This is a genomic window from Mesorhizobium loti CJ3sym, assembly GCF_000472785.1.
GTDB classification, from domain to species: Bacteria; Pseudomonadota; Alphaproteobacteria; order Rhizobiales; family Rhizobiaceae; genus Mesorhizobium; species Mesorhizobium loti_E.
Map to the genome: position 1 here is coordinate 197,020 of NZ_AXAL01000012.1, position 15,345 is coordinate 212,364.

The following is a 15,345-nucleotide window of genomic DNA, read 5'->3' on the forward strand; positions in this document are numbered from 1 at the left end:
GTCCTTTGATACGGAAAAGGACCTGACATGCTCTACGCCATCCTCTGCTATGCCTCCGAAGACGTCGTCAGCTCGTGGAGCAAGGCGCAGGACGACGAAGTCATGGCCAATCTCCTCAATGTCCAGGACAAGTACGCCAAAGCCGGCCGGCTTGGCCCCGTGGCACGGCTTTTGCCGACCACGGCGGCGACGACGCTTAGGAAGGTCAAGGGCGAATCGGTCGTCATCGATGGGCCGTTCGCCGAGACCAAGGAGCAGTTCCTCGGCTTCTACACGCTCGAATGTGCCGATCTCGACGAGGCCGTCGAATTCGCCCGTGAGCTCTCCGAGGTCAACCCGAGCGGCGGTTCCTACGAAATCCGGCCGGTCTCGATCTTCAATCCCACCAAGGTAGCGGTATGACCGAACTTGCCTGGATCAGCTCGGCGATCAGTGCTGCCCGTCCGCAGGCGATGGGTGCGCTGCTGCGCTATTTCCGCAATCTCGATACGGCGGAGGAAGCTTTCCAGGACGCGTGCCTGAGGGCGCTGAAGAACTGGCCGCAGAACGGGCCGCCGCGCGATCCGGCGGCCTGGCTGATCTTTGTCGGCCGCAACAGCGGCATCGATGCGGTGCGCAAGCGCGCCAAGCAGGCACCGATGCCGGAAGAAGACCAGATCTCCGATCTGGAAGATGCCGAGAGCGACATCGCCGAACGGCTGGATGGCGCGCATTACCGCGACGACATCTTGCGGCTGTTGTTCATCTGCTGCCATCCGGATCTGCCGGCAACGCAGCAGATCGCTGTCGCGCTGCGCATCGTCTCCGGTCTTACCGTCAAGCAGATCGCGCGTGCCTTCCTGGTTGGCGAGAGCGCCATGGAACAGCGCATCACCCGCGCCAAGGCGCGCATTGCTGACGCCGGTGTGCCATTCGAAACGCCAGGCTCTGTCGAGCGCTCGGAGCGGCTCGCGGCGGTTGCGGCCATGGTCTACCTGATCTTCAACGAAGGCTATTCGACCAACAGCGGCGAGGCGCCGGCTCGCGCGCCGCTATGCGAGGAGGCGATCCGGCTTGCCCGCCTGCTGCTGCGGCTGTTCCAGACCGAACCGGAAATCATGGGGCTGACGGCGTTGCTTTTGCTGCAGCACGCGCGCGCCCCGGCGCGTTTTGACGAAGACGGCGAGATCGTGCTGCTCGAGGACCAGGACCGTGGCCTGTGGAGCCGCAAGATGATCGACGAGGGACTGGCACTGGTCGACAAGGCCTTGCGTCATCGCAAGCCCGGCCCCTATCAGGTGCAGGCGGCGATTGCCGCGCTGCATGCGCGGGCCGAAAGGGCCGAGGATACCGACTGGGTGGAGATCGACCTGCTCTACCGCTTGCTCGAGCAGATGCAGCCCTCGCCGGTCATCACGCTCAACCGGGCGGTTGCGGTCTCCAAGGTGCGCGGACCGGCAGAGGCGCTCGCCATGATCGAGCCGTTGGAAGAAAGGCTTGCCGGCTATTTCCACTTCTTCGGCCTCAAGGGCGGGCTGCTGATGCAGCTCGACCGGGGCGAGGAGGCGCGTATCGCCTTCGACCGCGCCATCGCGCTGGCCAATACGGCGGCTGAGGCAGCTCATATCCGCATGCATATCGACCGGCTGATGAAGGACGGCGCCGTACGCGCGCCGGCGAAAAAGGCGAACTGAGCGTCTTCTGGCTCAATCGTGTAACTTGGCCTTGGACCATGCCGGGGTGGCGATTTTCCCTTGAAACGAGTAATGCCACGCCATGACTGTGCCTGAAGTGCCATTCGGCACGCGGGCGGCATGGCGCGGGGCTTTGACCCGACGCCATATGATCGGATCTGAAAGGGACAAACATGACCATAGCGAAGGAAACGGCCGAGCTGCTTGCGAAACTGGGCGTAGCCAAGGACGGGCTGACCGGCGGCGATCTGATCGTGCGCAGCCCGGTGACGGGCGAGCAGATCGCGGCGCTGAAGACAATCTCGCCGGCCGATGCGGCCAAGACCATCGATGCCGCCCATAAGGCGTTCCAGTCCTGGCGGATGGTGCCGGGTCCACGGCGCGGCGAGCTGGTGCGCCTGCTCGGCGAGGAACTGCGCCTCCACAAGGCCGAGCTTGGCCGGCTGGTATCGATCGAGGTCGGCAAGATCCCGTCCGAGGGACTGGGCGAAGTGCAGGAAATGATCGACATCTGCGACTTTGCCGTCGGTCTCTCCCGGCAATTGTACGGCTTGACCATTGCCACCGAGCGTCCGGGCCATCGCATGATGGAAACCTGGCATCCGCTGGGCGTGGTCGGCGTCATCTCGGCCTTCAACTTCCCGGTCGCGGTGTGGTCGTGGAACGCGGCGTTGGCGCTGGTCTGCGGCGACGCCGTGGTGTGGAAGCCGTCGGAAAAGACGCCGCTGACGGCGCTTGCCTGCGAGGCGATTTTTGCCCGCGCAGTGAAGCGTTTCGGTGCCGACGCGCCGCAGGGCCTCGCGCCCGTGCTGATCGGCGACCGCGCCGTCGGCGAGATCCTGGTCGACCATCCCAAGGTGCCGCTGGTCTCGGCCACCGGCTCGACCCGCATGGGCAGGGATGTCGGGCCGCGCCTGGCCAAGCGCTTTGCCCGCGCCGTACTGGAGCTCGGCGGCAACAATGCCGGCATCGTCTGCCCGACCGCCGACCTTGATATGGCTTTGCGCGCCATCGCTTTTGGCGCCATGGGCACGGCAGGCCAGCGCTGCACGACACTACGCCGCCTGTTCGTGCATGACGGCGTCTATGACGCCTTGGTTCCCCGTCTCAAGAAGGCTTACGAAAGCGTCTCGGTCGGCAACCCGCTGGAGACTTCCTCGCTGGTCGGGCCGCTGATCGACAAGGTCGCCTTCGATGCCATGCAGAAGGCATTGAAGGAGGCCACCGCCCATGGCGGCAAGGTGACCGGCGGCACGCGGGTCGAGAACGGCCATCCCGATGCCTACTATGTGCATCCGGCGTTGGTCGAAATGCCGAAGCAGGTCTCGCCGGTGACGGAAGAGACCTTCGCGCCGATCCTCTATGTGATGAAATATTCTGATTTCGACGCCGTGCTCGACGAGCACAATGCGGTGGGTGCCGGCCTGTCGTCGTCGATCTTCACCCGCGACCTGCAGGAATCCGAGCGGTTCCTCGGTGTCGATGGTTCAGACTGCGGCATCGCCAACGTCAATATCGGCACATCCGGAGCCGAGATCGGCGGTGCCTTTGGCGGCGAGAAGGAAACCGGCGGTGGCCGCGAGAGCGGCTCCGATGCGTGGAAGGCCTATATGCGCCGCGCCACCAACACGGTGAACTATTCCAAGGCGCTGCCGCTTGCCCAGGGCGTCTCATTCGACATCGATTGAGAACGCCGGGGCCTGTTTCTCGCAGGTGCGCGTGTTACCGGCGATCAGTCTATGTACATGACGGGCCGCAGACGGCTGTGACGCTGGACAGCTTCTGACGCTTGTCCAGCGTAGGCTTTTCGTAACGTTTTTTCATTCAGGTCCCTCTCCAATCATAGCGCCGTGCATGGCGGCAATTGGAGTGCTAGCGGGCATAACGGATTCGTGCATCCCCCCCACGGGGGACGTCGTACCGTCTAGCGGCCTGCCGTCGAACCAAAGGCTTCGAAGAAGGCGGCATCGATGATGGCCAGTTTCACGGCCTGGGCGGTCATGTATTCCCCGTAGAAATCGCGTGACACCCACATCACCGAATTGCCTCGTTGGCCGAGCCAGCCGATGCTGCCGAGGTCTTCGGCATCGCGCAGCTTGCGCGCCAGATGGGTTCGCGACAGCTTGAGCCATTTGGCGAAGTCGCCGATCGACAGGATACCCGTCTGGATACGGTCGAGGCCGGCATGGTCCGGATCGACGCCCGCTATCAGCCAGTCCATGACGACGCCGCCATTGTTGAGCCAGGTGAACAGGGAAAACGTCTGCTTGGGCTCACGCACCGGATTGGACGAGAGCAAGCCATCGGCAATCCCCGGCTGCACCATGGCCAGCGCGTCCGGCCGTGCCAGGAACATGGCCAGGCGGTTCGCACCGTCGAGACTGTCCAGCGTATGCAGATGTGCCATCAGCCAGCGGGTAACCGGCTCCAGCGAGGCCACCGACGGGTGCAGAGGGCGGATGCGGCCGTCCTGTGTCGCGGGCGCATATTCGATGAAACCGTAGTGCAGCATTTCCTTGATGAAAGCGTCGGCGGTGTTGCGGCTGGCCACATCATTCTGGCGGATGACGTCGATGAAACGTGCCGCCGTCAGTTCCTTGCGATAGTCGTCGGGCTCGCGCCTGAAATACAAAGCGAGACCGATATGCGCCATCAGCCAGCGTTGCTGCGTGGCGAACACCGAGGAAAGCCGCGGGTTCGTCTCATAGGTCTGGTTCATCGCCTGCGCCTGGACGCGGACACAGCGATGCAGTGCCGGATGGCCGGCAATTTCCTCCAACGTCAGCGCCATTCTCCCCCGCTGCGATAAGCCCCCTTGCCGCGAAGACGCAAAAATACATTTTCAGCCTTCGCTGCCTGTGTCCAGACGCTGGCTGCGAATAGTGGTTGAATGTGTACAGTGAGCGTAAGTTGCCGAAGTGGCGCTGCTCAGCAGCCGCCCGGCAATGGCGGAAAACAGGCTTCGAAGGCGCTGTCGACAACGGCCAGCTTGGCGGCCTGGACGGTCATGTATTCCTCGTAGAACCCGTGCGACACCCACATCACCGAATGGCCGCGCTGGCCAAGCCAGCCAATGCTGCCGAGTTCCTCTGCGGTGCGCAGTTTGCGGCCAAGATGGGTCCGCGACAGCTTGAGCCATTTGGCGAAGTCGCCGATCGAAACCACGCTGGTCGGAATCCGCTCCAGGCCGGCATGGTCGGGATCGATGCCCGACATCAGCCAGTCCATGACGATACCGCCATTGTTGAGCCAGATGAAAAGCGAAAAGGTCTGGTTGGGTTCGCGCACCGGCTTTGAGGCAAGCAGGCCGTCGGCCACCAGGGGCTGCAGCGTGGCCAGCATGTCAGGCCGGCCCAGATATCTGGCCAGCCGGTCGCCGCCATCGATATGGTCGAGCGTGCGCAGATGGGCAACCACCCAGCCGGTGAATCTCTCAATGGTGGCCGCCGTTGGCTGCAGGGGATGCGTGCGACCATCCCCGCCCGCGACATACTCGGCGATGTTGTAGTGCAGCATCTCCTTGATGAAGGCGTCCGCTGTGTTGCGGCTGGCGACCGCGTTCTTGTGCACGACCTCGATGAAACGCGATACGGTCAATTCCTTGCGGCGGTCGTTCGGGTCGCGCCTGAAGTGCATGGCAAGGCCGACGTGACCCATCAGCCAGCGCTGCTGTGTGGCAAAAATGGAAGCCAGACGCGGGCTCTCCTCATAGATCCGGATCAACGCCAGCGACTGCTCCTGAACGAAGCGATGCAACGCCGGATGGCCGGCAATATCTTCCAAATTCAGCGCCATCCTCCTGCTCTTCCGAGTCAACTCCGACAGCAGAGTTTCGTTGCCCATTTTTCAACCTTCAACACCTGTGTCCAGAGGTACCAAATGCCGAGGACAGGACCGGTCAAAGTGCGACAGGTTGGCGGCGCAACTTGCTAACTGATTGCTATAGCTTGGAAAACCCCTCCCAATAATAGTCAGCCGAACCGCCGCCCGTTGAATTGACCTTCATAAGGGCCAGGCATAGTTTCCGCCTCATCCGACCGGCGGGGGCACGCCTTTCGGACAAGAGTGCAGACCAACCGTGGTTTTGACGAGCGATGAGACATCGCGCGGCGGCGAAGCTTTGCCGCGTTCTACTTCGAAATGCGAGTGATTGAGTGAACTATCGAAAGAAGATCGCGATTGGCAAAAATGCCGACGGTCCGCCTGTTTTCGGCGGGTCGTCGGCGCGTCGAACATGGCTGGCCGTGTTGGCCGCCTCGGCATGCCTGTCGGTTCAGTCGGGTGCATTCGCCCAGACCGCCAGCCAGATCACGCCGCCAAGCTTCCGGCCGCCGTCGCAAGCCAGCACGGCAGGCGTCTCCATCCCAGAGGGTTCGGGCCTCGAGGCGCCGGCGGGTGCCGAAAAGCTCAAGGTCAAGCTCAGGGATGTCAGTGTCGAAGGTGGCCTGCCCGAGATGGCCGAGGCGACGCGCAAGATCGTCGCTGGCCTTGCCCATCGCACGGTGACGGCGGCGGAGATATTTGCCGCGGCGCGGGCGCTGGAGACCGCATATGGCCGCGCCGGCTACGCGCTGGTTCGGGTCGTGCTGCCAGCGCAGAAGCTCAACGATGGCGCACGGCTCAGGCTCGTCGTCATCGACGGTTATCTGGAGCGGATCGACACCAGCAACCTGCCCGTGCGCATACGCGGACGGGTCGAGGCAACGCTTTCGCCGCTGGTCGGGCAAAAAAGCATCAAGCTGTCGGCGATCGAGCGCAAGCTGCTTTTGGCCGGCGACACACCAGGCGCCAGGTTGCGCTCGACCTTGCAGGCCGGCACCGTGAAGGGCGCCAGCGTGCTGGTCATCGACGGAAAATACCGTCCGATAGGTGGCCAGGTGACCGTGGATAACTCGCTGTCGCCGTCGCTGCAGCGCTGGTCGACAGGTGTCGGCGTCGACTTCAACTCACTGCTTGGCCTGGGCGAACTCATCTATGTGCGCGCTGGGGGCTATCCCAATGGTGGCGAAAATGGCGTCTTCACCGACGGTCCACGCAACCGCAACTATGCCGCCGGCATCGTCCTGCCGATCGGCTATGACGGGCTGACCCTCAATCTGGAAGCGACCCGCACACGCGCCAACCCGACCGCCGAACCCGGCACGCTCGGCTTCGGCAGTGAATTCGAGCGTTATTCGGCCAGGCTTCGCTATCCCTGGATCCGCAGCCGCGAACTGACCATCAGCAGCGAGCTCTCTTTCGACGCGCAGAACGATTTTCTTAATGCGGTGACGCCGATCTCGCTGCCGATCGCCGAGGATCGGCTCAGGATCGTCAGGTTCGGCACGGACGCGACCTGGTTCACGCCGCTCGGCGGGGTCTTCACCGGCAATGTCGTGGCCTCGTTCGGTATTGACGGGCTCGGTGCGCGCTCCGCCGCCGACGCCACACCGTTGCTGCCGCTGTCGCGGCAGGGGGCGGACGCCGCCTTCCAGAAGCTGGAGGTCCAGGCCAGCTACAGCCAGCCGCTGGCCGCCCATCTCGGTCTCGATCTCTATGCCCGCGCGCAGACCTCGTTCGGCAAGCCGCTGCTGCAGTCGGAGCAGATCGGCCTGGTCGGCGCCAACGGCCTGTCGAGCTTCGACGCCGGCGCCCTGCAAGGTGATTCCGGCTATGTGGTGCGCGGCGAGGTGTCCTCGCCATGGTACGTGCCGTTCACCGGCGGCATCGTCTGGCTGTCGCCCTATGTCTTCGGCGCCGTTGGCCAGGTCCATCTCGAAATGCCGACCGCGCTGGAAAGCGCCAGCATTGTCGGTGCGTCCTATGGCCTTGGTCTCAAGATCGGCACCGCACTGGCCGCCGATGCCACCAATGCCAGCCTGACGCTGGAATGGGGCCGCCAGCATCGCGATGACCATGTCCCGATCAGCGACCGCTTTTCGCTCTCCGGCGCTATCCAGTTCTAGGTATGAGCATGCAACGCCAGCCTCTCTCACCGCGCAATCTCAACCGCACCAGCGCACCGCTGATGGCGCTGCTGCTGGCGTCGACGGCGCTTGTCGGGTTCACGTCGGCGCGGGCGCAGGAACTGCCGACCGGCGGCAGTGTTGCGTCCGGCGGCGTCACCATCTCCAATCCGTCGTCATCGCAGCTCAGCATCAAGCAGTCGACCAGCTCGGCCATCGTCAACTGGCAGAGTTTTTCGATCGGCGCCGGCGCGACCGTCAACATCGACCAGCCGACGTCGACCTCGACTATGCTCAACCGCGTCACTGGTGGCACCAGGTCGACCATCGCTGGCCAACTCAACGCCAATGGCCAAGTGTTCCTGGTCAATCCCAATGGCATTGCCATCTCCAAGACCGGCAAGGTCAGCGCCGCCGGCTTTGTCGGCTCCTCGCTCGACATCAGCGATGATGACTTCAAGGCGGGCAAGCTGCAGTTCCAGGGCAAGGGCGCTTCGGCGGCCGTCTCCAACGAAGGCTCCATTTCGATCGGCCGCGGCGGCTATGCGGCGCTGATCGGCGGCAGCGTCGACAATGCGGGATCGATCAGCGTGCCGCTCGGCAAGGTCGGACTGGGCTCCGGCGAGAAGGCGACGCTCGATCTCTCCGGCGACGGCTTTTTGCAGGTTTCTGTGCCGACCAAGGCCGATGGCAGCAGCGCGCTGGTTGGCAATTCCGGCTTGATCAGCGCCGATGGCGGGACGGTCGAACTCAAGGCCGCGGCGGTGCGCGATGCCGCACGCCAGGCGGTCAAGATGTCTGGTGTCATCGAAGCCCGCACCGTGTCGGGTCAATCGGGCGCCATTGTGCTCGGCGGCGATGAAGGGCCTGTCGAAATCACAGGCACGCTCGATGCCTCAGCGAAGAGCGGCGGCAAGGGCGGCAAGATCACGGTCACCGGCCGCAAGCTGAAACTCAAGCATGCCGTCATCGATGCCTCGGGCAAGCACGGCGGCGGCACCGTCAAGATCGGCGGCGACAAGCAAGGTTCCGGCAGCTTGCAGCGCGCGGCAACGACCGAGGTCGATGCAGCCACGACAATCAACGCCGACGCCACCGGCACCGGCGATGGCGGCATCGTGATCGTCTGGTCCGACGAGCAGACGAATTTCGCCGGCAAGATTTCGGCTCGCGGTGGCGAGGATGGCGGCAATGGCGGCTTCACGGAAGTGTCGGGCAAGCAGCACCTCGATTACACCGGTGAGGTCGACCTGCGCGCCCGCTTCGGCGACACCGGCGATCTTCTGCTCGATCCCTACAACGTCACCATCTCGAACGCTGTCGGCAACACTGGCGGCAGTTTCTCGGCCAACACCAATGACAGCGTCATCAACGTCACCACGTTGCAGAACCAGCTGGCGCTGGCCAATGTCACCATCTCGACGGGCAGCGGCGGTTCGCAGGCCGGCGACATCACCATCGCCGCGCCGATCAGCTGGAACACCAACACGCTGACGCTCAACGCCTATCATTCGATCGTCTTCAATGTGAACGCCATGATCGGCGGTGTCGGCGGACTTTCGCTGGTCACCAACAATGGCGGTAGCGGCGGCACGATCTCCTATGCGCTCGGCGCGGAGATCACTTTCACGGGCACGCAAGGGGCCCAGGCGCTGTCGATTAACGGCCTGGGCTACACGCTGATCTACGACGTCAACCAGCTGCAGGCGATCAACAGCGGCCTCACTGGAAGCTATGCGCTGGCGAAGAACATCGATGCCAGCGCCACGTCGGGCTGGAACAGCGGTCTCGGCTTCATATCGTTGGGCACCGACGGCAACAGCAATATTCTGAACACCAATGGCTTCACCGGAACCTTCGACGGGCTTGGCCATGCCGTCGACAAACTGTCGGTGACGCAGCCAACCGCCCAATATGTCGGCCTGTTCGGCTTTGTCGGCGCCGGCGGGCTTGTCCAGAATATCGGCGTCACCAATGCAACGGTCCGCGGGTTCAGGACGCTCGGCGGGATCGTGGGCTATAATGCGGGCACGTTGACCCAGAGTTATTCGAGCGGCCAGATATACGTAACGCAATATGGCAGCACATCCGGCGGCCTCATCGGCGAAAATGATGGCGCACTTTCGGACAGCTTCTCCACCGTTGTTGTCAATGCGCGTGACAGTAACAGCGCTGGCGGAGCGGTGGGCTTCAACAATTTCGGAACCATCGATCGCGTCTATGCCATGGGCGCCGTCGATGGCGGCAGCGCGGGCGCCAATGCCGGCGGTCTCGTCGGGGTGAACTATGGCTACTCGTTCGTCGGCCAGGGTGGCAGGATCACCGACAGCTACTCGACCGGTGCAGTCAGTGGCGGGTGGAATGTCGGAGCATTCATAGGCAACAATCTCTATGACGGCACGATCACCGGCGCCTATGACACGTCGACATCCGGTCCCTACAACACCTCATCGTCAGCCAAGCCTGCCATCGGCGGCGGCACCACGGGTCCCAATGTCAATATCGTAGGATTGTCGACCGCCAGCTTCCAGAATGGCGGCCTGAGCGGCCTCAGCGCCGCCTATGGCGGTGGTGCGGGTGGCCTCTACCCCTATCTCAAGGCATTCTACCCGAACGGCGCACAGGCGGTCTCCGGCATTGCCTACAGGGACGCCGGCAACACACCGCTGATTTCCGGCACCGGCCAACCCTTTTATACAAAGAATCCCGGCCTCGTTAGCGCCGTCTCCAACGGCGTCTCCCTCGGCACTGTGTCCACCGGCGTTAATGGCTATTATTACATCGTGGTGCCGACCGGTCAGATTTCCGGCAGCGTGCTCGCCTTTACGACTGCCGACATCGATCCGGACAACAGCTCAGGCGCCAGGAACGGCGTCACGTTCCGAACCGGCGTTTCCGGAAATGCTGCCAACCTGAACGTGTATGGCGACTGGCGCGTCGATGAAGCGGATAGCTCGATCGCCTCGCTCTCGACGTTGAACAGCGCCTACGCTTCCGCCGTCGGGTCGACCTCTGTCGCCAGCCTGTCCTTCGCCAATCGCCAGATCGAAACCGCGGCCACCACCTTCGCCCTCAATCAGGCGCTCACGGTCGGTACCGGTACGCTCGCGCTGTCATTAAATGGCACGCTGACGCAAGGGGCGACCGGCAACGCCATCACCGCCGGTTCCCTATGGCTCGGCGGCACGGGCTCGTTCGCGGTCAATGGCGCCGGCAACCAGATCAGCAGCGTCGCCGGCAATATCGGTTCCGTCGATCTGCGCGACGGCGCAAACCTGACGGTCGCAAGCGCCTCCAATGCCCGCGGCGTCGGCACAAGCGGGGTCAACGCTACGGGTTCCGTCAAGCTGCAGACAACGGGCGACCTGACCATCGCGGCGAACGCGCCGGTCAGCGGAGCGAACCCCGTGCTTGCCGCTGGCGGCCAATTCATCAACAACCGCGGCAGCGATGCCGTCACCGCTTCCAGCGGACGCTGGCTGGTCTATGCGGCGAGCCCGACCGGCAACACATTCGGCAATCTGGACAGCGGCAGCACGGCGATCTGGAACACGACGGCTGGTGCAGCGGTGAGCGCGGCCGGCAACCGCTACGTCTTTGCCTATCAGCCGACACTGACCTTCACGTCCAACAATGCGACGAAGACCTATGGCGACACCGCCCTGCCGCCGCTGACTTATTCGGTGGCGGGCTACCAGACCGGCGTGATCGGCGCTTATCTCGGCGATACCGCCACCACGGCCTTCAGCGGCGGCCCAAGCGTGACGTCCGTCAATCCACCGAGCAACACACAGGCCGGCGCCGGGTCCTATGCAATCACAGTCAGCGCCGGGAGCCTCGCGGCATTAAGCGGCTATGGCTTCGCCTACAACAGCGCGGGCCTGCTTACCATCGGCAAGCGCGCGGTGACGGTGACGGTGACGCCGGGCCAGGGCAAGACCTATGGCGATGCCAATCCGTCGTCCTATGCGTACACCGTTTCGGATCTGGGCGCCGGTGTGGCTCTGGTCGGCAGTCTTAGCCGCACGGGCGGGAACAATGCCGGGACTTACGCCATCACCCAGAATACCATTACCAATGCCAACAATTCGAACTACGACATCACCTATGTCGGCGCCAATTTCACCATAGGCCAGCGGGCGATCACCGTGACTGCCGCCGGCAAAAGCCGCACTTACGGAAGCAGCAATCCGACGTTCACCTATCAGCTCACATCGGGTAGTCTTGTCGGCAGCGACAGCCTGACCGGCGCCCTGACGACATCGGCGACAACAGCGTCCGACGTTGGCAGCTACGCCATCACGCAAGGCACCCTCAACAACAACAACTATGCGATCACCTATGTCGGCGCCAACCTGGGGGTGACGCCCCGCGCCATCACGGTGACAGCCGATGCCAAGACCCGCATCTATGGCGATGCCAACCCCGCGCTGACTTATCACCTGACCTCAGGCAGCTACGTCAATGGCGACAGCCTGAGCGGTGCGCTGGCGACAACGGCGACGACGGCATCCGGTGTCGGCAGCTACGGCATCACGCAAGGCACGCTCGCCAACGGCAACTATGCCATCACCTATGTCGGCGCCAACCTGTCGGTCACGAAGCGTGCCATCACGGTGACAGCCGACGCCAAGAGCCATGCCTATGGCGACGCCAATCCGGCGCTGACCTATCAGCTGACCTCGGGCAACCTGGTTAACAGCGACAGCCTTGGCGGTTCGTTGGCGACAACAGCGACGACGGCATCCGGTGTCGGCAGCTACGGCATCACCCAGGGCACGCTTGCCAACAGCAACTATACGATCAGCTACGTCGGCGCCAACCTGTCGGTGACGAAGCGCGCCATCACAGTGACAGCCGATGCCAAGAGCCGTGCCTATGGCGACGCCAATCCTGCACTGACCTACCAGCTGACCTCAGGCAATCTGGTTAACAGCGACACCTTGACGGGTGCGCTGGCCACAACGGCGACGGTGACATCCGGTGTCGGCAGTTACGGCATCACGCAGGGCACGCTCGCCAACAGCAACTATACGATCACCTATGTCGGCGGCAATCTGGCGGTGACGCAGCGTGCCATCACGGTGACGGCCGATGCCAAGAGCCGGACCTATGGCGACAGCAATCCGGCACTGACCTATCAGCTGACCTCGGGCAATTTCGTCACTGGCGACAGCCTCACGGGATCGCTCGCAACAACAGCGACGACCACATCTGGTGTCGGCGGCTACGGCATCACACAGGGCACGCTCGCCAACAGCAATTATGCGATCAACTATGTCGGCGCGAACCTTTCCGTGACGCCGCGCGCGGTCACGGTCACGGCCAATGCCGGGCAAGGCAAGACCTACGGTGATGCCGACCCGTCGTCCTATGGCTACAGTTACACCGACCTTGGCGATGGTGCTGCGCTGGTGGGCGCCCTTGATCGGGCGAACGGGGAGGATGCCGGGACTTACCTCATCGGCCAAGGCTCGCTGACCAACGGCAACAATTCGAACTACGACATCACCTATGTCGGCGCCGGTTTCAGCATCGGCAAGCGCGCCATTACGGTGACGGCCAATTCCGGCCAGGGCAAGACCTATGGCGAGGCCGATCCGTCGTCCTACGGCTACAGCGTTTCCGACCTCGGCAGCGGTGCGGCACTGGTTGGCGCGCTCGATCGGGTGGCGGGCGAGGATGCCAACACCTATGCCATCGGCCGCGGCACCCTGACGGATGTGACCAACTCCAACTACAACATCAGCTATGTCGGTTCGAACTTCACCATCGGCAAGCGGTCGGTGACGGTCACGGCAACTGCCGGGCAAGGGAAGACTTACGGCGATGCCGATCCGTCCCTGGGCTATTCGGTTTCCGACCTTGGCAGCGGGGCGGCGCTTGTCGGTGCGCTCGATCGGGCAACCGGCGAGGATGTCGACACCTATGCGATCGGCCAGGGCACGATCACCAACGCCGCCAACTCCAACTATGACATCACCTATGTCGGGGCGGATTTCAGCATCGGCAAGCGGTCAGTGACGGTCACGGCCAATTCCGGGCAAGGCAAGACCTACGGCAATGCCGATCCGTCGTCCTATTTCTATACGGTCTCCGACCTTGGCAACGGCGCGGCCCTCGTCGGCACGCTTGATCGCGCGGCAGGCGAAGCTGTCGGGACCTATGCGATCGGGCAGGGTACGCTGACCGACGCCAACAACTCCAACTACGACATCAGCTATGTCGGTTCGGATTTTACCATCGGCAAACGCGCCATAACGGTGACGGCCAATTCGGGTCAGGGCAAGACCTATGGCGACAGCGATCCGCTATACTATGGCTACACCGTTTCGGATCTCGGCAATGGTGTTGACCTGGTTGGTTCTCTCGACCGTGTGGCGGGCGAAAGCGCGGGAACCTACGCCATAGGCCAAGGCACTCTCGCGAGCTCGAATGCCGACTACGACATCACCTATGTCGGCGCCGACTTCACCATCGGCAAACGCGCCGTTACGGTCACGGCCAATGCCGGCCAGGGCAAGATTTATGGCGATGCGGATCCGTCGTCCTACGGCTACAGCTACTCCGATCTCGGCAATGGCGTGGCACTGGTCGGAGCGCTTGACCGTGCTTCGGGCGAGAATGCCGGCACCTATGGAATCGGCCAGGGCACACTGACCAACGCTGACAATTCGAACTATGACATCACCTATGTCGGTGCCGACTTCAGCATCGCCAAGCGGGCGGTGACGGTGACGGCGACTGCCGGGCAAGGCAAGACCTATGGCGATATCGATCCGTCCTCGTACAGCTATACGTCCACCAGCCTCGGCACCGGCGTGGCGCTGGTTGGCGCTCTCGACCGCACTGCCGGAGAGACGGTCGGCAACTATGCGATCGGCCAGGGCGGTATCACCAACGAGGCCAATCCAAACTACGACATCAGCTATGCAGGAGCCGACTTCAGAATCGCCAAACGAGCGGTGACGGTCACGGCGAATGCCGGTCAGGGCAAGACCTATGGCGATGCAGATCCGTCGTCCTATGGCTACAGCTATTCCTATCTTGGCAATGGCGTCGCCCTGGTCGGCGCGCTGGACAGGGCCGCCGGTGAGAATGCAGGCAGCTATGAAATCGGCCAGGGTACGCTGACGAACATGGCAAACTCGAACTACGACATCACCTATGTCAGCTCGGATTTCACCATCGGCAAGCGCGCCATCACGGTCGTGGCGGATGCGCAAAGCCGGCCGCAAGGCACGCCCAATCCCGCGTTCACCTACACGATCGGCGGACTGGGACTGGTCGGCAGCGATACGCTCACCGGCGCGCTCTCGACCGATGCTACGCCTGCCGGCATCCCGGGCAACTACGCGATCGAACAGGGAAGCCTCACTGCTTCGGCCAATTATGAGCTGACCTATATCGGCGCCGATCTGGTCGTCACGCCGCCCAACACCGTCCCGGCACCGGATGCAGCCAGCACCGTCGCCTACAGCGCGGCCGGCCATGGTGGCGGCCAGCCGGGTCCCGTGTTCTTCACCGGGCAGCCCGCCAGTGGCGACGCCCGGGCGCTGGTCGAGGATCCGCGCCTCGATGGTCCCGCCTTCTGCCAGAATATGGCGCAGACCGCGTCGGTCTGTGTTGCATCCATCCAGTAAGGAGCGCGTTGCCGGTCAATGCCCCGGCGCGTCATCGTCCTTTGCGTCGGCTTCGGTATCCTGGTCGTGAACCTTTGCCAGCCG

Annotated in this window: 7 protein-coding genes; 5 read left to right on the plus strand and 2 right to left on the minus strand. The window is 63.3% G+C overall.

Going from position 1 to position 15,345, the window contains the following annotated elements:
* Positions 1 to 27: 27 nt before the first annotated feature.
* The 3 genes from A3A9_RS0118565 to amaB all read left to right on the plus strand — a co-directional run bounded on the left by A3A9_RS0118565 (position 28) and on the right by amaB (position 3,361).
* On the plus strand, positions 28 to 402 hold the full coding sequence (locus A3A9_RS0118565) for a YciI family protein (RefSeq protein ID WP_027030781.1): 375 nt from the start codon (positions 28 to 30) through the stop codon (positions 400 to 402).
* Positions 399 to 1,673, plus strand: a complete 1,275-nt coding sequence (locus tag A3A9_RS0118570) for an RNA polymerase sigma factor (RefSeq protein WP_027060117.1) — start codon at positions 399 to 401, stop codon at positions 1,671 to 1,673. Before A3A9_RS0118565 ends, A3A9_RS0118570 begins: the two co-directional genes overlap by 4 nt.
* Before the next feature lie 173 nt (positions 1,674 to 1,846).
* Positions 1,847 to 3,361 (plus strand): L-piperidine-6-carboxylate dehydrogenase, encoded by a 1,515-nt coding sequence (gene amaB / locus A3A9_RS0118575; RefSeq protein ID WP_027060118.1) that lies wholly within the window; start codon positions 1,847 to 1,849, stop codon positions 3,359 to 3,361.
* A 236-nt stretch (positions 3,362 to 3,597) separates the two neighbouring features.
* Here the strand turns inward: amaB and A3A9_RS0118580 are convergent, their stop codons facing one another.
* Together A3A9_RS0118580 and A3A9_RS0118585 are read right to left on the minus strand one after the other, a co-directional pair.
* Positions 3,598 to 4,464 carry a hypothetical protein gene (locus tag A3A9_RS0118580; protein WP_027060119.1) on the minus strand — a complete coding sequence of 289 codons (867 nt, stop codon included), beginning with the start codon at positions 4,462 to 4,464 and terminating at the stop codon, positions 3,598 to 3,600.
* Between the two features lie 137 nt (positions 4,465 to 4,601).
* Positions 4,602 to 5,468 (minus strand): hypothetical protein, encoded by an 867-nt coding sequence (locus A3A9_RS0118585; protein ID WP_033838666.1) that lies wholly within the window; start codon positions 5,466 to 5,468, stop codon positions 4,602 to 4,604.
* Between the two features lie 359 nt (positions 5,469 to 5,827).
* Here A3A9_RS0118585 and A3A9_RS0118590 point away from each other — a divergent pair, with 359 nt between their 5' ends.
* Positions 5,828 to 7,618 carry a ShlB/FhaC/HecB family hemolysin secretion/activation protein gene (locus tag A3A9_RS0118590; RefSeq protein ID WP_245279070.1) on the plus strand — a complete coding sequence of 597 codons (1,791 nt, stop codon included), beginning with the start codon at positions 5,828 to 5,830 and terminating at the stop codon, positions 7,616 to 7,618.
* Positions 7,619 to 7,626: 8 nt separating this feature from the next.
* Positions 7,627 to 15,261: an MBG domain-containing protein gene (locus A3A9_RS0118595; RefSeq protein WP_161634515.1), complete on the plus strand. Its 7,635-nt coding sequence runs from the start codon at positions 7,627 to 7,629 to the stop codon at positions 15,259 to 15,261.
* The last annotated feature ends 84 nt before the right edge of the window (positions 15,262 to 15,345 follow it).